Source organism: Devosia salina, from assembly GCF_019504385.1.
Classification (GTDB): domain Bacteria; phylum Pseudomonadota; class Alphaproteobacteria; order Rhizobiales; family Devosiaceae; genus Devosia; species Devosia salina.
This window is the reverse complement of sequence record NZ_CP080590.1, coordinates 28,419-47,603: the sequence shown is the minus strand read 5'-3', so window position 1 is coordinate 47,603 and position 19,185 is coordinate 28,419. Positions and strand designations below refer to the sequence as shown.

General features: G+C 64.4%; 17 protein-coding genes and 1 tRNA gene. 6 read left to right on the top strand and 12 right to left on the bottom strand.

Annotated features, from left to right (window positions below; genetic code table 11):
- Positions 1-99: 99 nt before the first annotated feature.
- A complete protein-coding gene (locus K1X15_RS00230) occupies positions 100-1,893 on the top strand; it encodes a hypothetical protein (protein ID WP_220305537.1) in 1,794 nt (597 codons plus the stop codon).
- A gap of 12 nt (positions 1,894-1,905) precedes the next feature.
- Here K1X15_RS00230 and msrA read toward each other — a convergent pair whose 3' ends face one another.
- Positions 1,906-2,562: a peptide-methionine (S)-S-oxide reductase MsrA gene (gene msrA, locus K1X15_RS00225; RefSeq protein ID WP_220305536.1), complete on the bottom strand. Its 657-nt coding sequence runs from the start codon at positions 2,560-2,562 to the stop codon at positions 1,906-1,908.
- 120 nt (positions 2,563-2,682) lie between these two features.
- The gene (locus K1X15_RS00220; RefSeq protein WP_220305535.1) at positions 2,683-3,006 is read right to left on the bottom strand and encodes a hypothetical protein; all 324 of its coding nucleotides are present in this window, start codon (positions 3,004-3,006) and stop codon (positions 2,683-2,685) included.
- 258 nt (positions 3,007-3,264) lie between these two features.
- Here K1X15_RS00220 and K1X15_RS00215 point away from each other — a divergent pair.
- A tRNA-Ser gene (locus K1X15_RS00215) sits at positions 3,265-3,354 on the top strand.
- A 185-nt stretch (positions 3,355-3,539) separates the two neighbouring features.
- On the opposite strand, the gene K1X15_RS00210 is transcribed toward K1X15_RS00215, so the two are convergent.
- Positions 3,540-4,196, bottom strand: a complete 657-nt coding sequence (locus K1X15_RS00210; protein WP_220305534.1) for an NADPH-dependent F420 reductase — start codon at positions 4,194-4,196, stop codon at positions 3,540-3,542.
- Between the two features lie 192 nt (positions 4,197-4,388).
- Here K1X15_RS00210 and K1X15_RS00205 point away from each other — a divergent pair, with 192 nt between their 5' ends.
- Positions 4,389-5,303: a LysR family transcriptional regulator gene (locus K1X15_RS00205; RefSeq protein WP_220305533.1), complete on the top strand. Its 915-nt coding sequence runs from the start codon at positions 4,389-4,391 to the stop codon at positions 5,301-5,303.
- Between the two features lie 171 nt (positions 5,304-5,474).
- Here K1X15_RS00205 and K1X15_RS00200 read toward each other — a convergent pair whose 3' ends face one another.
- The 7 genes from K1X15_RS00200 to K1X15_RS00170 all read right to left on the bottom strand — a co-directional run bounded on the left by K1X15_RS00200 (position 5,475) and on the right by K1X15_RS00170 (position 13,022).
- Positions 5,475-6,149 (bottom strand): hypothetical protein, encoded by a 675-nt coding sequence (locus K1X15_RS00200; protein WP_220305532.1) that lies wholly within the window; start codon positions 6,147-6,149, stop codon positions 5,475-5,477.
- The gene (locus K1X15_RS00195; protein WP_220305531.1) at positions 6,149-7,195 is read right to left on the bottom strand and encodes an ABC transporter ATP-binding protein; all 1,047 of its coding nucleotides are present in this window, start codon (positions 7,193-7,195) and stop codon (positions 6,149-6,151) included. Before K1X15_RS00195 ends, K1X15_RS00200 begins: the two co-directional genes overlap by 1 nt.
- Positions 7,196-7,199: 4 nt before the next feature.
- Entirely contained in the window at positions 7,200-8,042 is an 843-nt protein-coding gene (locus K1X15_RS00190; RefSeq protein WP_220305530.1) for a carbohydrate ABC transporter permease, read from the bottom strand.
- Positions 8,032-8,949 (bottom strand): carbohydrate ABC transporter permease, encoded by a 918-nt coding sequence (locus tag K1X15_RS00185; RefSeq protein ID WP_220305529.1) that lies wholly within the window; start codon positions 8,947-8,949, stop codon positions 8,032-8,034. Before K1X15_RS00185 ends, K1X15_RS00190 begins: the two co-directional genes overlap by 11 nt.
- A 135-nt stretch (positions 8,950-9,084) precedes the next feature.
- Positions 9,085-10,353 carry an ABC transporter substrate-binding protein gene (locus K1X15_RS00180; protein WP_220305528.1) on the bottom strand — a complete coding sequence of 423 codons (1,269 nt, stop codon included), beginning with the start codon at positions 10,351-10,353 and terminating at the stop codon, positions 9,085-9,087.
- A gap of 24 nt (positions 10,354-10,377) precedes the next feature.
- A complete protein-coding gene (locus K1X15_RS00175; protein ID WP_220305527.1) occupies positions 10,378-11,991 on the bottom strand; it encodes an FAD-dependent oxidoreductase in 1,614 nt (537 codons plus the stop codon).
- Positions 11,988-13,022 carry a LacI family DNA-binding transcriptional regulator gene (locus K1X15_RS00170; protein WP_220305526.1) on the bottom strand — a complete coding sequence of 345 codons (1,035 nt, stop codon included), beginning with the start codon at positions 13,020-13,022 and terminating at the stop codon, positions 11,988-11,990. Before K1X15_RS00170 ends, K1X15_RS00175 begins: the two co-directional genes overlap by 4 nt.
- Before the next feature lie 424 nt (positions 13,023-13,446).
- Between K1X15_RS00170 and K1X15_RS00165 the strand changes: the two genes are divergently transcribed.
- Positions 13,447-14,106 (top strand): DUF998 domain-containing protein, encoded by a 660-nt coding sequence (locus K1X15_RS00165; protein WP_220305525.1) that lies wholly within the window; start codon positions 13,447-13,449, stop codon positions 14,104-14,106.
- On the opposite strand, the gene K1X15_RS00160 is transcribed toward K1X15_RS00165, so the two are convergent.
- Both K1X15_RS00160 and K1X15_RS00155 read right to left on the bottom strand, forming a co-directional pair.
- The gene (locus K1X15_RS00160; RefSeq protein WP_220305524.1) at positions 14,093-15,520 is read right to left on the bottom strand and encodes an aminobutyraldehyde dehydrogenase; all 1,428 of its coding nucleotides are present in this window, start codon (positions 15,518-15,520) and stop codon (positions 14,093-14,095) included. The genes K1X15_RS00165 and K1X15_RS00160 overlap by 14 nt on opposite strands.
- A complete protein-coding gene (locus tag K1X15_RS00155; RefSeq protein WP_220305523.1) occupies positions 15,517-16,308 on the bottom strand; it encodes a gamma-glutamyl-gamma-aminobutyrate hydrolase family protein in 792 nt (263 codons plus the stop codon). Before K1X15_RS00155 ends, K1X15_RS00160 begins: the two co-directional genes overlap by 4 nt.
- Before the next feature lie 80 nt (positions 16,309-16,388).
- On the opposite strand from K1X15_RS00155, the gene K1X15_RS00150 reads away from it, so the two are divergent.
- Positions 16,389-17,750, top strand: coding sequence for a glutamine synthetase family protein (locus K1X15_RS00150; protein WP_220305522.1), 1,362 nt, complete (start codon positions 16,389-16,391; stop codon positions 17,748-17,750).
- Positions 17,750-19,051 carry an NAD(P)/FAD-dependent oxidoreductase gene (locus K1X15_RS00145; RefSeq protein ID WP_220305521.1) on the top strand — a complete coding sequence of 434 codons (1,302 nt, stop codon included), beginning with the start codon at positions 17,750-17,752 and terminating at the stop codon, positions 19,049-19,051. Before K1X15_RS00150 ends, K1X15_RS00145 begins: the two co-directional genes overlap by 1 nt.
- The last annotated feature ends 134 nt before the right edge of the window (positions 19,052-19,185 follow it).

Sequence of the window (19,185 nt, the reverse complement as noted above, 5' to 3'; positions counted from 1 at the left end):
ACGCCCTGGGCATGGGTTTTGCCTCATCTGTTCTGCACCCGTCCTTAACCCCGCCGCAGTCATGGTCTTGGCTGCCCTATCCCGAGGATTGCGCCGACCGTGTCCGACTTGCCTGCCCATTCGCTCCTCCGCAAGGACTGGCTCTGGCTGGTCGCCGTGTGGCTTCTCGCCGCCGCGACGCTGGTGTGGCGCAGCCACTTTGCCAGCGCCGGTGCCCCCCTGTTCCTGGACACCGACGACGCCATGCGCATGGTGGTGGTGCGCGACTTCCTCAACGGACAGGGCTGGTACGATCTGGTGCAGCACCGGCTCAACGCCCCCTTTGGCGCGGAAATCCACTGGTCGCGGCTGATCGACCTGCCGCTGGCGGGCCTGCTGTTCCTCTTCGACCGCGTCACCGATCCCGCCAGCGCGCTGATGCTCACCGGCACCATCTGGCCATTGCTGCTGTTGGGCGTGCTGCTCTGGCTGAGCGTTCGCGTGACCTTCGAACTGGTCGGGCGCGCGGGATTGCTGCCGGCCCTGGTGCTGCCCATTCTGAGCCCGGCCATCCTTGCCGAGTTCACGCCGGGGCGGGTGGACCACCACAATGTCATCATTCTCCTGACCCTGGCCTGCCTGCTGACCAGCCTTACCGCATTGCGGCGCCCCGGGGCGGCGTGGCTGGCGGGGCTGTTCGCGGCATCGGCACTGGCCGTGGCCCTAGAGGCGGCGCCTCTTGTGGTGGCGGCCATATTAGCCTTCGGCATCGGCTATGTGATCGACCCGGCGCGCGCAACCATCCTGCGGCGCTTCGGACTGGGCCTGGCCGGAGGTCTCGTGGTGCACCTGGCGCTGGCGCGGCCGCCGACACGCTGGCTGGAAGCGGCCTGCGACATGATTTCGCCGGTCTATGTGCTGGCAGGGCTGCTGGTGGGCCTTGCCTATCTTGCCGTCTCGCTGCTGCCGGCGCCAAGGCGGGCGGTGCTGCGCCTGGCGCTGCTGGGCGTGCTGGGGGCCCTTGCCGCAGCGGTGGTGGCGCTGGTCTATCCGCAATGCCTGGCCGGCCCCTATGGCAGTCTCGACCCCTGGCTGCAGGAGAACTGGATCGCCGCCATTGTCGAGGCCAAGCCCTGGCATGTGTCGCTAGTGGAACTGCCGGTCTATTCGATCGTCGTGGGCGCACCGGTGTTCCTGGGTCTCCTGGCCGCCGGGCTGGCCCTCCTGCGCGACCGTGAGCGGCGCATGAGCTGGCTGACACTGCTCGTCTTCCTGGGCTGCGCGACGCTGGTTATGCTGGCGCAGGTGCGGGGGGCAAGGCTGGCCATCTTGCCCACCATTCCCGCCGCCTCCTGGCTGATCGTGGTGGCGCGCGAGGCCTATCTTGAGCGCAAGACGCTGATGCCGGCGCTGGGGCTGATCGGGGCATGGCTGGTGTTTTCGGGGGTGATCCTCAGCGTCCTCGTTAACCTCACCCTCAATGTGCTGCCCGATGGGCGGGCGCAACAGGTGAGCGAGGCGCGGGCGAGCAAGCTGCCCTGCCTCGCTCCCGACAGCTTTGCCGACCTCGCCGGCCTGTCGCCCGAGCGGGTGATGGCACCGATCGACCTTGGCTCGCATTTGCTGCTCGAAACGCCGCATGCGGTGGTCGCAGCGCCCTACCACCGCAATGAGGATGGCGTTCTCGACGCCTTCCGCTTCTTCAACCGCCCGGTGGCGGACGCCCGCGCCATTGCCGAAGCACGCGGGCTGGGCCTGGTGGTGACCTGCCCGGAAATGCCCGAAATGCGCGGACCGGGGCTGAAGGAGCCCGACACAATTCTCAGCCTGCTCGCCGCCGGCACGCCGCCGGACTGGCTTGAGGATGTGTCGCTTTCCGGTCCGCTCAAGGTCTATGCGGTGAAGCTGCCCTGAGGGAAGCGGCGCCTATTCGGCCGCGACCCCGGTGCCGATGGGGCAACTGACCCCGGTACCGGCCAGGCCACAATAGCCATTGGGGTTCTTGGCCAGATATTGCTGGTGATAGGTCTCGGCAAAATAGAACGGGCCGGCAGGCGCGATCTCGGTGGTGATTGGCCCCAGCCCCCGCGCATCGAGCGCACGCTGATAGGCGGCCCGGCTGGCTGCAACAGTTTCGGCCTGTTCGGGCGTGGTGGTGTAGATGGCAGAGCGATATTGGGTGCCCACATCATTGCCCTGGCGCATGCCCTGGGTGGGGTCGTGCTCCTCCCAGAAAGTGCGGAGCAGGCTTTCGAGACTGATCTTTTGCGGGTCATAGACGACCTTGACCGCCTCGGTATGGCCGGTGCGGCCCGAACAGACCTCTTCATAGCTGGGATTGGGCGTGTGCCCGCCCTGATAGCCCACGGCGGTGACGATAACGCCGGGCAATTGCCAGAACAGGCGCTCGGCGCCCCAGAAACAGCCCAGCCCGAAATAGATGGTCTGGCTGCCCTCGGGATAGGGTCCCTTGAGGGCGGCGCCATTGACGAAGTGGTCGGGGGCGACGGGCATGGCCACGTCGCGGCCCGGCAGGGCCTCGGCGGCGCTGGGGATGGTGGTCGGCTTCTGACGGAAGAACATTTTGGTCTCCTTTCAGCCCTTCATTCGCGCGGCGTCCGCAAAGGGTTACGCGCAAGATAGGCATTGCGGGCGGGGCACGCCAGAAGCATGGGCTTCACATCCGGTCGATCTGCGAACGGCTCAGATCTGTTCCTGGCGCAGGAAGCGTTCTCGGCGCGGCCGGCGGCCCATCAGCGCCAGCACGATACCGGGCACGCCCAGCACCGCAAAAACCGGATAGGTGAGGAGCGCCTGCATGGCGGCGCCGAGCAGGTCAGCAAAAAAACGGCTTTCGAAGAAGGTCGAGACCGCTTCGAGACTGGGCGGGTGCAATTGCGTCCAGGCCTGTCCGAGGCTGGTAAAGACCAGAGTGTTGGCCGCCAGTGACTTGGTGCCATCCACCACAAGAAAAATCAGCGCCAGGCCAATCAGCCAGGTGCCCAATACTCGCAAAATCAGCCGCATCCACATTCCCTGTGCCCGGATCATCAAGTCGAACCGGCCCTGGTTCGTTCCATGCCGGGCACAATTGTCTTGTGCCATGCCGCAGGCGCCCCCACAAGGTGGCGCGCGGCCCCCTGGCGGGGTGGCCGAAAAACATTCGGTATGGGAGCCAAGTGATCCCTTGCACCCGCGCCTTTGATGAGTATATTGCGCCTCGCTCGCAGCGGCCCCCTCGGGGACCGCGATCCCGGCCTTTCCAGACCGGGCAGGAAGCGATGCGGAGAGGTGGCCGAGTGGTCGAAGGCGCACGCCTGGAAAGTGTGTAGGCGGGGAACCGTCTCAAGGGTTCGAATCCCTTTCTCTCCGCCATTCACCATTGATTTTGCTGACATTTTTGGCGCAGCTGGGAATTGGCAACCTTGCCGGTTCCACAGAAGCCAGACGTAGTCCGCATCCGCCTCGGCATGCCCGCAAGGAAGGGTCCTCGTGGAAGGAGGCCACGGACGCGGTGGACCGAACCACCGCGCCGAGCGAACGGCCTTCGGGCCGTTGCGTCAGTGAGCCCTGGCGATGTGGTAGTTGAAGTCGGGCGACCCGAGCGCACCCCACATGCTCAACCAGAAAGGCATGAGCCCTTCGAGTCCACGCGCTGCCGCAAGGCCACCCAGATCAACCGGTTCGGTCCAGCCAAACTCGGCCAGCATCTCGCGCACTTCCGCCTTGGCACCCGCCTGGTCACCACACAGGAACACATCATGCGGTCCGGGCACCCGGGACGGATCGACCATGAGTAGATGGTTCATGGTATTGAGCGTCTTGACCACGCGTGCCGAGGGTAGACTGGCCTGCAACGCTTCGGCCGCCGACGTCGTGTTGGACAATTCCGGGATCAGGCTGGGTGGCATGCCGCGAGAAAAGTCGAGCGGATTGGTAACGTCAATCACGAGCTTTCCGGCAACGGACACATCGCCAATGGCCTCCGCCACTGACACGACAGCACCGCCCGCTGTCGCCACGATGACCCTGTCGGCCCATTGGGCGATATCGGCATAGGCGCCGCTGGCGGCGCGCTCGCCCTGCCCTTTTGCCCAGGCCGCGGCTTTCTCATTGCCGGGCTCCCGTGCCCCCATGCCTACGGAATGGCCCAATTCGACCAGTTTGCTCGCGAGGGTATGACCGACCATGCCGGTCCCAAGAACTGCGTATTTCATGTCATTGCTCCACGATCTCTATTGAGGGCGCCGGATGACCGGCGCCCTTGGGGTCAGTCTGCGGCTTCGGCCCGCGTCCTGACGCTCAGCGTATGCCCGGCCCCGCTCTCTCCGTCTCGCGCCATTGACGGCGCCGATGGGCAAGAGTTAGGTCGCAACAACGAACTGGAACAGTGATCGTGATTTGAATCGATGGTTCAAAATAGTGGAACGATAAGTTTTCTGGCGCTTGCGAGCTTCCATGCCGTCTTTCGCACAGGCGGAATTGCGGCCGCCGCGGAGCATCTCGGCGTGGCCAAGTCGGGGGTCAGCCGGCACGTGGCGCTCCTGGAGCAGCGGCTGGGCGTCAAGCTGCTCGAACAGGGTGGGCGTGGCGTCCGCGTCACCCCGGCGGGTGAACGGCTGGCCCAGCGCGTCGGTTCGATCCTGGCCGAGATCGACCTGCTCGATGACTTCGCGCGCGAAGAATCCGCGCAGGTTTCAGGCCAAGTCACCATCGCGGCGACGCCGGAAGTCGGCGGGCTGGTCGCCAGACATCTCTTTCCGCAGATCCTGTCGCGGCATCCAGGCATTTCATTGGTGATGCGGCCCGCCTATGCCTTCGAGGACATGCAGGACCCGGGTATCGACCTTGCCATTCGCGTCGGCACCTTTCAGGACGATCGCCTTGTTGCCCACAAAATCGGCGCCTTCCAGCGCTGGCTGGTCGCCAGCCCCGGCTATCTCGGCGCCATCAGGCTCGAACGGGCCTCGGACCTGCAGCGCCTTGAATGCCTGACATTCCGGGCCGATCACCCATCGGCGACCTGGTCGGTCAAAGGTCCGGACGGGAGGGTCGAAGAGGTCCCCGTCAAAGGGCGTCTTGCGGTCCGCAGCTTCGCCATTTTGCGCGATCTCGTACTCGAAGGCGCCGGCATATCGTTCCTGCCCCATTTCATGGTGGAGGACGACCTGGCGGCAGGACGCCTGACGCGGGGCCTTAAGGATCACGCCTCTCCCGACGTACCAGTCTATCTGGCGTTCCGCCCCGGCGTCCGCAAGATCGCCCGCGTCAGCGCGGTGCTGGATGATCTCGCGCAATTGGCGCCGCCCATGCTCGGCGGGTGAAGAACAACGGCATGTCCTGCACTGGCCGGGGCGAGTTCGGTGATCCTGCCCGAGAGATCGGCGACCCCCAAAGCCGCGGTCAGCGAGCCGCCAATCGCTGCCTGCGAAAGATGCGAGCCTGCAGACAGCAAGTGGAGGTTTGCGCCTTGGTGCCGTTGAACGGGAACATCTTCAACCGGCAAACTGCCGTACCGATTGGAGCATGGACTGGGGCGTGTCACCGGTAACAATCGCTCCCAATAATGGCGCGGCAATCCCGGCTTCGCGTAGGCGCATGGCGTCCTGTGGTGTCAGCGCGAGCTGGCTGGGAACAATAACCGGCACGTCAACAGCGTCGACCACGGCCGCGTAGCGTTCAAGGTCCGCCTCGGTCATCGCGGTCCGATAACGCTCGAACGGCATGATGGAGGCTTCAACGACGCAGCCGGGCAGTGCGGCGATCTGCTTGATGTCGTCCGGTGTGCTGGTCGCGGACAGGGCAGGCATCGGGCGCAGCCGCGATGTCAGCAGATGCGGCTGCATGTGGTCGACATAGACATTGAAGCCCTCGAATCCGAGATCGGCCAGCGCGTCCATTTCCCCCGCGCTGGGTACGGTTACCTGGCCTGCCATGACCAGGAGCGGACACCCCAATCGGGACAGTGCCTCGAAAAACGGGCGCTCCTCGGCAAAGCTGCCAAAGGTCGTGCCGGTGGCCCGGTGATAGGCATTCAGATGGGTCTTGAGCGCATAGGCGCCGCCATCGAGTGCCGCCTTTGCCAGGTCGAGATCATGCCGCGCCAGCGACACGATAATTGGAAACGCGCCCGTGGTCAGGGCCGTGTAGAGCTTGGTCTCGGGGTACATCAGTTTATCCGGGCGCCGGTTTCAGCATGGAAGAGGTGGATGGCGTCGGGGGCGGGCAGGAGATGGATCGTGTCGCCCGGCCGCGCCGCGACGCGCTCCCGGAACACGCCAATAATGGTGTGGCCGCCCAGCGTCATGGTGACCTGCGTTTCCGAACCCATGGGCTCGATCAGGTTGACAATTGCCGGCAGGCCTTCTTCGCTCAGCGCGAGATGTTCGGGACGGATGCCATAGATGACCTTGGTGCCAATCTTGTGCTTGTCCGCCAGCGGGAGGATGACGTCGCCTGCGGCGAACCCGTCTCCGGTGATGGTGCCTTCGATGAAATTCATGGCCGGCGAGCCAATAAAGCCGGCCACGAAAAGGTTGGCCGGCCGGTCATAGAGCTCGAGCGGGGCGCCGATCTGTTCCACCTTGCCGCCATTCATGACAACGATCCGGTCGGCCATGGTCATGGCTTCCACCTGGTCGTGGGTGACGTAGACCGTGGTCACGCCCAGGCGCTGGTGCAGGGTCTTGATTTCGCCGCGCATGACGACGCGCAGCTTCGCGTCCAGATTGGAAAGCGGTTCGTCGAACAGGAACACCTGCGGATTGCGCACGATGGCACGGCCCATGGCAACGCGCTGGCGTTGCCCGCCGGAGAGCTGGCGCGGATAGCGGTCGAGGAGAGGAGTGAGCCCCAGAATTCCCGCTGCCCATTGCACCCGTTCGGCAATTTCCGCCTTGCTGGCGCCGCGATGCTCCAGGGAAAAGCCCATATTGGTGGCCACGGTCATATGCGGGTAGAGCGCATAGTTCTGGAACACCATGGCGATGTCCCGATCCTTGGGCTCGAGGTCGTTGACCACGCGGCCGGCGATCTCGATGGCGCCGCCGGAAATGGTCTCCAGCCCGGCGATCATCCGCAGCAATGTGGACTTGCCACAGCCTGAAGGCCCGACAAGCACGACGAACTCGCCGTCGGTGATGTCAATGTCGATGCCATGCAGCACGGGGGTCGCGCCATAGCTCTTGGTGACGGATTTGAGCGTAACGGGAGCCATGGGATCAGCCTTTCAGCCCGGTATGGGCAAGCCCTTCGACGAACTGCTTCTGCGCCACGACAAAGACCAGGAGCACCGGGATGGCCGTCATGGTCGCAGCGGCAAGCTGGATGTTCCACATGGCCCCGCCATAGGCGTCGGTGAACTGGGTCAGAGCCTGGGGCAAGGTGAACATCTGCGTCGAGGAGAGAAACACGATGGGTTCGAGATAGAGGTTCCATGAGTGGAGGAAGGTGAAGATCGCTACTGCACCCAGCGCGGGCTTTGCCAGTGGCAGGGCGATGGTCCAGAAGATTTTGAACCGCCCCAGCCCGTCGACGCGGGCGGCCTCTTCCAACTCGTTGGGAAGCGAAATGAAGAACTGGCGCATGACGAAGGTGGCAAAGACCGACGGTGCGCCGAAGATCGGCACCAGGATCAGCGGCCAATGGGTGTTGATCATGCCCCAGGACAGGAAGATCTGGAACAGCGGGACAATGGTCACCTCGGACGGGATGAGCAGGCCGAGCAGCACCACCATGAAGAGGGCATTGCTGAACGGGAACCTGATGCGCGCGAAGGCGTAACCGGCCATGGATGAGATGATCATGGTGACCACGGTGACGATCGCCGCGATATAGGCCGAATTCCAGTATTGCCGGGCGAAGGGCTGCAACTCGAACACCTGGGCATAGGTCGACCAATCGAACCGGCGCGGCCAGAGATCGGGCGGGAAGGCGAAGATGTCGCTGATCGGCTTCACCGACGAGGTGATCATCCACCAGGTGGGAAAGACGAAGGGGATGAGCAGCACGCACATCAGCCCGTAGAGGCCGACCTTCATGCGAGGGCTGAGATCAGTTTTCATAGAAGACGATCCGCTTGCGCAACTGCCACTGGGCGAAAGTGAGCACCGCGACGATGACAAAGAGCAGGATCGACAGGGTCGAACCATAGCCGAAGAAGTGGAACTGGAAGGCCTGCTGGTAGAGGTAATAGACCAGCACGGTCGTGGTCATGCCCGGCCCGCCCTGGGTCAGCACGGCGATCTGTGCGAAGACCTGCAGCGACCCGACTATGGTTATGATCGACGTCAACAGGATGGTGGGCGAGATCATCGGCAGGGTGATGCGGCGGAACTGCTTGAAGCGCCCGGCCCCGTCGACGCGGGCGGCCTCATAGAGTTCCTTGGGGACGCCCTGCAGGGCCGCCAGGAACAGCACCATGTTGAGACCCACATTCTTGAACACCTGCACGACGACGACCGAGATCATCGCGGTGGTCGGCGTGCGCAGCCAGTTCGGCCCCTCGATGCCCACCACGGCCAGCATGCCATTGATGCCGCCATTGGCCTGCAGCAGGAAGCTCCAGACGATGGTCCAGGCAACGAGCGACACGACCACCGGCGAGAAGAACAGGGTGCGGAACACGACCATGCCCTTGAGCTTCTGGTCGAGCAGCACGGCCAGCAGCAGGGCCAGCGACATGTTGAGCACCACGAGCCCGGCCGAGAAAATGGCCGATGCGGTCAGCACTGCAGGCAGGTTCGGATCGGCCAGCAGCATCTGGTAATTGGCCGCGCCGACAAAATTGAAACTCGATGCCAGCACGTTCCATTCGTGCAGCGAATACCAGAAGACCAGCCCCAGCGGCACGAGCACGAAGGTGACGATGCCGAGCAATTGCGGCGCGATGAACACGTAGCCAGCGGCGGCATCGCGCCGGGCGATGGTCCAGAAGGGGGGCTTCGATTTGGATGAGGCCGGGGCACTCATGGTGATCTTTCCTTGGTCACACTGGTCTTGGGCCGAGGAGACGGACTGGGCGAGCAGCCCTCGGGTCTGGCCCGAGGGCCGCACAGGGTTGTCGGTCGCATCCAGTGCTTATCCGGGCGCGACCGGGTTGTTGCGTTACCGTGCCAATAGCGGGCTGACGCTGGAACACACGTTTCCGAGCACGGCGGCCACGTCGGCATCCGGCACCCAGAGGGCGTCCAGACCCGAGCGGATGGTCTGCTGGATCTGGGCGAAGTTGGTGTGGCCCGGCAGCACGACGCCGCGCGAAATGCCATCGATCACCACGGTCTGGATCTGCTCGGCCGAGAGCAGGGGATTGGTCGATCCCAGCGTTTCGGCATTGAGCAGGCTTTCACGGGCCGGCGGGAAGAACTGAGCCAGCTTCTGGCTGTTTTCCGGATTGGTCATGTAGCCGAGGAATTCCACGGCAACATCCTTATTGGCACTCTTGCCGAAGACGCCGACGCCGGCCTGGCCGATCACATAGTATTCACCGGCCGGTCCGGCCGGCAGCGGCACCAGGTCCCAGGCGAACGGGTCCTCCTTGGGCAGGAGCGAGGCGCGCGAAATCTGGGTGATGGTCATGGCCGCATCACCGGCGAAGAAGTCCACATTCTCACCCGGACCCGGCATGCCGCCCTCGGCAAACATGGCATTGTGGATCGCGGTCATGGCGTCGACCATGGGCTGGTCGGCGAAGGCGCAGGTCTTGCCATCGGCACTCCAGGGATCGGCGCCCCAGCCGCGCCAGATCGAGGCCAGGTTCTGCCAGTTCTGGAAGTTGAAGTCGCGCACCACAAGACCATCGGCCGCGCCGGCATCGGCAACTGCCTTGGCGGTGGCAAAGGCATTGTCCCAGGTCCATTCGCCGGCCGCGATCAGCTCAGCAGGCGTCTTGGCGCCTGCCGCGGTGATCAGGTCGTTGTTGACGAACATCGCGAAAGGCGAGGTGGAGAAGGGATAGGCGTAGAGCTGGCCATCCCGGGTCCACAATTCCGTCGCCGGGATCGACAGATCCCACAGGTCATAGCCTTCGATGGCGGCGAAAGCGTCGTTCAGCGGCGCCAGGGCGCCGGAATTGACGAAATCGGCGGCCGTGGTTTCGAGAATCCAGGCCAGGTCGGGCGGGTTGCCACCGGCGATCTGGGTGGTGACGGTGGTGGTGTAGCTGTCGAAAGGCAGAGAGTCGAAAGTCACCGTCACATTGGGATGGGTCGCCTTGAAGCCTTCGGCAATCTCGTTGAACATGGCCAGATGCGCCTCGTTGGCGCTCCAGATGGTCATGCGCAGATTGACGGCGTCCTGGGCCCAGGCCGTGCCGGTGGCGGCAAGCCCGAGCACGATGCCAAGGCATGCGGCCGAGGTCTTGAGCGTTCTGTTCATTCTGTTTCCTCCTGTTTGAATTGCTTAGTAGCCACGCACGTCGGGCCAGCGGATCTCGATCCCTTCCGCGTGGAGACGGGCCTGGAATTGGGTGAGCAGGTTGTCATCTGCCTGCACCTGGTGCGGCGACAGCCCGTTATTGAGACAGTGAGCAGCCAAGAGGCCTGCCGCTTCGCCCACATTCCACTCCACCGGATGCAGGCGATAGCAGCCATTGGTGATGTGGGTGGTGCCCAGGTTCTTGCCGCCTGGCAGCAGGTTCTTCACCCGCTGCGGCAATAGGGCGCCGAGCGGAATTTCGAAGGGGGCGGATTCGACATCGACATAGTTGTCGCCGCCGGTGGAGGGATGCAGGTCGATCCGGTACATGCCGACGCCGACGCTGTCGCGATATTGCCTGGAAAGGGCATTGCCATGCACAGTCATGGACACGTCCTGCTCCACGATGCGGGTGACCGGCAGGATGCGGCGGCTCTCGCGGATATAGGGGGCCATGGCCAGGCCGTGTTCGGTGCCCGTGATGTCACCGCGCAGCCTGAGGCCGGGGAAGCCCTGGCCGCCATCAAGGCGCGGGGCCTCGGTCTGCAGCCAGTAGAACACCGAATAGGAAAGGTCGGCGGCCGATTTGAGATGGGCGGCCTTTTCCGCTTCGCTCACGTCGATGATCGAGCCGAGCATGTAGTCGATCATCGGCCAGTTCACGAGGCAGATGTCCGAGCCATAAGCGCCCGGCACGAAATTGCGGCGCGCGGCGATGCGGCGGAAGGTCCAGAGATTGCTGTCGCCGGCATTGCGGCGCTGGTCGGCATCGACCAGCAGCGGGTCATCGTCCGGATTGGGCGTGAAGCTGCGCTCGGTGATCTCGAGCGTACGCGGATGCGGCGCCTTGAAGCCGAGCAGCGGACCGCCCCAGAAGTCGGGCTGGTATTGGCGCCAGAAATCGTAATTGGCCGGCTTGTCGATGACATGATTGCCATCGACATGATCGATCGCGAAACACACCGAGACCGCCTGCACATTGTCGGGCTGGGCCTCGGCCGGCGCGCTGGGTTCGCCGGTGTCCGACTGGGCCTCGAAGCCCTTGGCATATTCCGTGCCGGTCAAGGGCAGCAGGTCACCCAGTTCCGTGGCGTCCACCACATAGGGCGCCGAAATGACAATCTGATCGCCATTGTCCCGATGAACAAGGGTTATGGCGCGCACCATGTCGCCCTCCACCTCGGCGGCGATGGGACGATAGGGCTTCATGATCCGTAGCTGGCCGCCGCCGATAAAAGGCATGAGCATGGCATCGAGGACGGCCACGCCCACACGCGGTTCCGCGCATAGCCGGCTGACATGACCGGCGCCAGGATTGAGATCGCCCCAGGCGCGGCTGGCTGCGGTCAGCGGATAGTGGTCGCGATAGAATTGCCGGATGCCGTTGCGCAACTGGCGATAGGAGCGGGTGACGCCGAACTGCTCCACCCAGGAATGTTCATCGGGGGGCACCGCCTGGCTGGTGAGTTGGCCGCCGAGCCAGTCGAATTCCTCAGTGAGAATCACGGTGCGGCCCGAGCGCAGCGCAGCCAGGGCTGCGGCAACGCCGCCCAGGCCACCGCCAACAACGAGCAGGTCTGCGGAGAATTCTTTTGTCATCTGGTCTTCTTGGTCTTGGTCGGGGGAGAGCCGAGGGTGTCGCCCTCGACCGGTTCACAGGGCAGCAGCAATTGCTCGACGGGCGCGTTGTCCTCGACGCGGCGCACGAGCATTTCTGTTGCAGCGCGGGCCATGGCCTCGCGTGGAATGACGAAGGAGGTGAAGCGCCGCCCGGGCTCTTCCGCACGAATGTGATTTCCCAGCACGACGATCGACAGGTCGCTGGGAACGGAAAGCCCGCGGGCTCGCGCCTCCTGCTCGACGCGGACGGCATCGGCAAGTTCGGTGAAGAAGACGCAGGTTGCGTCGGCCGCCAGCAGCAGGTCGAGCACTTCACCGGCCGGACGGCCGACTGAAAAGATGCTGGTGACCAGCTCGGCTTCACCCACGGCCCTGGAAAACCCATACCAGCGGTCAACTGTCGATTCCGCGCCCTCGCGGAGACCGACATAGGCAATGCGCTGATGGCCCAGCGCCTTGGCGCGCTCGACCAGGGCCGAGGTGGCCGGCGCATAATCGCCGCCCACATAGGGCACCGGACCGCCAGCATCGTCGCGGCGCCCCACGGCCACGAAGGGGAAGTCGCCGGCCACCAGGCGCGCCAGCTCGGTATTGTCAAATCGGCGCCCGAGGATCACGCAACCATCGGCGAGACGCAGACGCGCATTCTCGCCGAAAATCTTCCGGTCGCGCCCGGCGCCGGTGAGCAGCAGCAGGTCATAGCCCAGGTTCTGCGCTGCCTCTTCGATGCCGAAGAGGAAGGGGGTGAAGAAGTCGGCCTGGCCGGAGGGGAAGGCAGGTTCGTAGGTGAAGACGCCCAGGATCCTGTTGAGGCCCTTGACCATCCGACGGGCAACCGGATCGGCCACATATCCGGTATCGCGGATGACCTTCTCAACCCGCTCCCGGGTTTCCTCGGGAATCCGGTTGCGGCTGGTCGGCGTACCATTGAGCACGAGCGACACGGTTGCCTGGCTGACGCCCGCTAGCTGCGCAATGTCCTTCTGGGTCAACCGCTTCGTGGGCGCCATGGCTTCTTTCCTCGGTGCTAATGCGTATTAGTGCTGATACGTATTAGCAGTGAAGTGGTCGCTGTGCAAGTGATCTTGGAGTCGATCGAAGCCTGGACGCACGCCGAGTTGGCCGTCAGCTGTCGGGTCGGACGACGGACCCTGGACGGCAGCCCCTGTCGCCCGGACAGCTCGGCTATCGAATTTGGCCGTTCCGGGTGGCCGAGGCCGCCGCCAAGCCGCCTTGGCCAAGTGCAGTTCCAGCGGGTAGGTGCTGGTGCTGGATCTTTGTCCAGTCGAATGACCGCGAACAAGATCCGGTCCGGCGGCCGCATGGCCTCGCGCCGGACTGACAGCTTTCGACCAAAACAGTGCGCAATTGATCTTCGTCAACGAGCCAGTTGCGCCGACGCCTAGCATTGTTGCCAGTTCGATGGAGGCGCTCATGTCCGTGACACGCTGGTTGCTGGCCTGCGGCATTGTCGGCGCTGCGCTTTTTCTCGCAATGGACTGGATCGCTTCGTTCTGGCTCTATCCGGGATATGACATCACCTCGCAGCAGGTGAGCGAGTTGTCTGCCATCGGCGCGCCGTCACGCGCCTTCTGGATGACGCTGGGCTTCCCGCACGCCGCGCTGACCTTCGCATTCGCCTATGGCGTCTGGCGGGCGAGTGCGGGGCGACGCGGCGTCATGGCAATAGCGATCCTATTGGCTCTTTTTGCCCTCAACTCGTTTCTCTGGGGCTGGGTGGCACCGATGCATATGCGCGGGGTGGCGTTCACCGCCACCGATACGCTGCATATCGGTTTTACCATCGTGGCGGTCGTGCTCATGGTCGGCTTCATGACCAGTGGCGCCTGGATATATGCTGGCCGGTTCCGCTGGTTTTCCGGTGTGGTGCTCGTGGCGATGCTGGTCTGTGGCGGCATTGTGGGCACACAGGTGCCGGCAATTGCGCAAGGTCTGCCGACGCCCTGGATGGGTCTTGTCGAGCGCGTGAGCGTCTATGCGCCGTCGCTCTGGATGGCCGTACTGGCGCTTGCGATGATGGGCGAAAGCAAGGAAGGGCGGCCATTGCCCGTCCCTCCCCCTACCCCAGCATGAGATGGCGGATCTGGGTGTAGTCGATGAGCGATTGCATGGAGAGGTCCGAGCCATAGCCGGAATTCTTCATGCCGCCATGGGGCATTTCGGTGGCCATGACGCCATGGGTATTGATCCAGGTGACGCCATATTCGAGGGCATTGGCGATGGCCATGGCGGTTTCGGTATTGCGCGACCACACTGATGAGCCGAGGCCATATTCGGAGGCATTGGCCCAGTCGAGGGCTTGGCTGTTGTCATCGAAGGCGGTGATGCTGAGCACCGGGCCGAACACTTCCTTTTGCACGATTTCGGCCTCGATGGGGGCGGCAACCAGGGTGGGGGCGTGGAAAAACCCTTCGGCTTCGGGAGCGGTGCCCTGCATGACGTCGCAGCCCGCGGCCCGGGCGCGGTCGACGAAGCCGGCCACCCGCTCCTGCTGGCGGGCGCTGATGACGGGGCCGAACTCGACATCGTCGCGCTCAGGACGGCCATAGACCAGCGAGCCGACCATGGTTTCCAGCCTGTCGGTGAGCGGCTGGACCACGTCGCGATGTGCAAGGATGCGGCAGGCGGCGGTGCAGTCCTGCCCGGCATTGTAGAAACTGGCCTCGCGCAGCGTCTCCACTAGCTTGTCGAGATCGGCATCGGCGCAGACGATAACGGGGGCCTTGCCGCCCAGTTCGAGATGGGTGCGCTTGATCATCGGGCCGGCGGCAGCCTGCAACACGGCGCGGCCGGTGCGCACGTCGCCGGTCAGCGAGATCATGCGAACGAGGTCATGGCTGATCAGCGCCTGACCGACATCGGGGCCATTGCCGGTGACGACATTGACGACGCCGGGAGGAAGGATTTCGGCAAAGATTTGCGCCAGGGCGAGAAGGCTGAGCGGCGTCAGTTCGGAGGGCTTGATGACCACGGCATTGCCGGCCGCAATGGCGGGCGCGATCTTCCAGGCGGCCATGAGCAGGGGATAGTTCCAAGGGGCGATCTGGGCGATGACGCCGATGGGATCGCGGCGCACCAGGCTCGTGCGGCCTTGGGCTCGATAGTCTCCGGCCGCCGGTGCCGGCATGTTGCGCACCGCGGTGCCGAAATAGCGAAACACATCGGCGACATTGGCGAGTTCGCCCGCCCTGACGAAGCGCAAGGGCTTGCCGGCATTGCGCGATTCGATGGCGGCGAGCGTATCGGTGCGCGCCTCGATGGCCCCGGCGATGGCCAGGAGCGCGGCGCTGCGCTCGCGCGGGGTGCGTTTCGACCAGTCCTTATAGGCGCGGTGGGCGGCCTCGACCGCCTGATCGACCTGGCCCGCGCTGGCCGAGGCCACTTCTGCCAGCGGCTTGCCGAGGGCCGGCTCCCAGGCGGTTTCGACGGCACCCTGGCCAGCGACGAAGTCGCCATCGATGAAGAGGCGGGTTTCAAAACCGGTCATGCGGTCAGCTCCGATCCGGGGGCGGGCAGATAGTGGGCGCGGGCAGCTTCGCCCAGATAATGCCAGAAGGCCAGGTCGTGCGGGCGTCCCTCGGGGCGCCATTCGGGGTGCCATTGCACGGCAAAGACCGGGGCGGGTGTATGGGTGGCCGAAACGGCCTCGATGATGCCGTCAGCGCTGGTGGCATTGACCGTCAAACCCTTGGCGAGGCGGTCAATGGCCTGGAAGTGAACGCTGTTCACCTCGAGGTTTTCGCGCTCCGTGAAGCGCTGCAGCATGCTGCCGGCGACGACGCGGACCGGGTGAGCGAAGGCGAACATGTCCTCCAGGGCTACTCCTGGAGGCGCGTGATGAACGCCTCCTGAACCGGACGTCCGCAGGTCGCGCAAGGTGCCGCCCAAAGCGACGTTGATCTCCTGAAGGCCGCGACAGATGCCAAAGACAGGCTTGCCGGCGGTGATGGCGGCGTGGATGAGCGCCTGGCTCATATCGTCGCGGCCATCGTCCGTGGGCGCCTCACCCGGATGGGTGGCGCCGTAGTGGCGGGGCGCGATGTTGGAATTGCTGCCAGTGAGCATGAGCGCATCGAGCCGGGCGACGATATCGGCGGCGTGGGAGGTGGTCTGGTTGGAGGGCACGATCAGCGGGATGGCGCCGGCATGGCGCTCGACCGCTTCGAGATAGCGGTGCTTGACGGCCTGGGCCGGCTCGCCCTCGACCTCGCGGCCACAGGCGATGACCCCGATCACCGGCCGGTGCCCGGAAGGCTGCGAGGTTCGCTCACGCATTGTTTTCGCTCCCGCTTTCCGTTCGCTGCCGGGTCCTGCTAGGCTGAAGTCATGTCACACAAAAAAGGCGTCGCACAGGCATGAGTTCCGAAACGATCGCAAACGAGGACATTGTCTCCTGGCTTGCGGATAATCCGCAGATCGAGGTGTTGCACACCGCGGTGTGCGACCTCAATGGCATTTTGCGGGGCAAGCGCATCCCCATCGATCAGGCCCAGCGGGTGGCGGAGAACGGCATCCGCATGCCGCTTTCCATCGTGGGCGTGGATGTGTGGGGCGAGGATATCGTGGGCAACCACATGGTGTTCGCCAGCGGCGATACGGATGGCATCTGCAGCCCCACCGGTCGCGGCGCGCTGCCCATCAACTGGACCACGCGCCCCAGCGCCATGATCCCGCTCTGGCTGTTCCAGGATGCACAGACGCCGTTTCTGGGCGATCCGCGCCAGGCGCTGGCGCATGTGCTGCGGCGCTATGCCGAGCTGGGGCTCGAACCGGTGGTGGCCACCGAGCTCGAATTCTACCTGGTCGATCCCGACCCCGATTCGGCGCAGCCGCCGATCTCGCCCTATACCGGCAAGCGGCTGGATTCGGACGCGATCCTGTCGCTCGACGAGCTGGAGGATTTCGGCGAATTCTTCCGCGACGTCTATCTCCAATGCCAGCAGCAGAATGTGCCGGCCGACACGGCGGTGGCGGAAAACGGCATCGGGCAGTTCGAGATCAACCTGCTGCACACCAATGGGCTCAAGGCCGCGGACGATGCGGTGCTGTTCAAGCGCATCGTCAAGGGCGTGGCGCGCAAGCACAATCTCGTCGCCACCTTCATGGCCAAGCCCTATGGCGCCCGCTCCGGCAACGGCTTTCACGTGCATTTCAGCCTCAATGACCTGGCGGGCAACAATGTGTTCGATGATGGCACGGAGAGCGGTTCGGAAGTGATGCATCACGCCGTGGGCGGGCTGCTGGCGGGCATGGCCGAGACCACGCTGCTGTTCGCGCCGCATTTCAATTCCTACCGGCGGCTGCGGCCCGATACCCATGCCCCCAGCGCCGTGTCCTGGGGCTATGAAAACCGCACCACGGCGGTGCGCATTCCCGGCGGCAATCCCAAGGCGCGGCGCATCGAGCATCGCGTGGCCGGGGCCGATGCCAATCCCTATCTGGTGCTGGCCGGCATTCTGGGCGCCGCGCTGGTGGGCATTGAGGACCAGATCAAGCCGCCCAAGCCCTTCAAGGGCCGGGCCTATTCGGAACGCCTGCCCAAACTGCCGGCGGACTGGGCCTCGGCGGTCAACGCCTTCGAGGATGGCGACATGGTGCCGCGCATTTTCGACAATTCGCTGCAGTCGATGTTCGTTGCCTGCAAGCGCCAGGAGATCGCGGGCTTTGCCTCGCAGGTGACCGATCTCGAATTCTCGGCCTATCTGGAGGTGGTGTGATGGCCGAAACGCCCAGCGCCAGTTCGCCCTATCCGCCCAGCTATTATGCCGCCTCGCGCAACATCATCCGCACGCCCAGGACGCTGGCGGGCGAGGTCGCGGCCGATATCTGCGTGGTCGGGGCCGGCTATTCGGGCCTGTCTGCCGCCATCAGCCTGGCCGAGAACGGGTTCAAGGTGGTCGTGGTCGAAGGCGCGGAAGTGGGCTGGGGCGCCTCGGGCCGCAATGGCGGGCAGGTGGTCAACGGGCTCAATGCCAGCCTGGGGACAATCGAAAGGCGCTATGGGCAGCAGACGGCCAATTTCGTCGGCGGACTGCTGCAGGAGGGCGCCGGCATCATCTATGACCGGGTGGCGCGCTATGGCATCGAATGTGACCTCAAGCGCGGCAATATCTACGCAGCCTACACCCACAAGCACATGGCAGAGCTGGAGGCCAAGAAGGCGTTGTGGTCCCGGCACGGGATGAACGATCACGAATTGCTCGACCGCAGCCAGGTCCGCGAGCATATCGGTTCGGACGTCTATGCGGGCGGGATGATCGACCACTCGGGCGGGCACATGCACCCGCTCAACCTGGCGCTGGGCGAGGCGGCGGCGCTCGAAAGCCTGGGCGGGGTGATCTACGAGCATTCGCCGGTGACCCGGGTTGAACAGGATGCCAGTGGCGCAATTGTCCACACGGCAGGGGGCCGGGTGAAGGCAAAGACGGCGCTGGTCTGCGGCAATGCCTATCTCGGGCATGTCGTGCCGGAGCTGACGGCGCGGGTGATGCCGGTTTCGACCCAGATGATGGCCACCGAACCGCTGGGCGAGACACGGGCCAAGGCCCTCTTGCCCAGCGATATGTGCGTCGAGGATGTGCGCTACATCCTCGACTATTTCCGCCTTTCGGCCGATCACCGGCTGATCTTTGGCGGTGGCGTGGTCTATGGCGGCACCGATCCGGCCGATGTGGTCGCCAAGCTCAGGCCGAACCTGGACAAGGTGTTTCCGCAGCTCAGGGACGTGAAGATCGACTTTGCCTGGAGCGGCAATTTCGCCCTTTCCTTCTCGCGCGTCCCGCAACTGGGACGGCTGGGCAAAAACGTCTATTTCGCCCATGGCTATTCGGGCCACGGCGTGACCGGCTCGCATCTGTTCGGGCGCATTCTGGGCGAGGCGGTGCGCGGCGACATGAGCCGCTTCGACACCTTTGCCAGCCTGCCCTGGATCCCCTTCCCCGGCGGCCGGTTGTTCCGGGCGCAATATTCCACGCTCGGCTCGTGGTGGTATGCGCTCAAGGACCGGCTGGGGATTTAAGCGTCTCGAACAGCTCCCCAGTCAGCGTCACGTGTCACCCCACCCTCACTCCCTCCCCATCAAGAGCAATTCCCGTTCTGAATGACTCAGAACGGGAGTTCTATCTCTTTGTTTTGCCGCGCTTTCGAACCGCA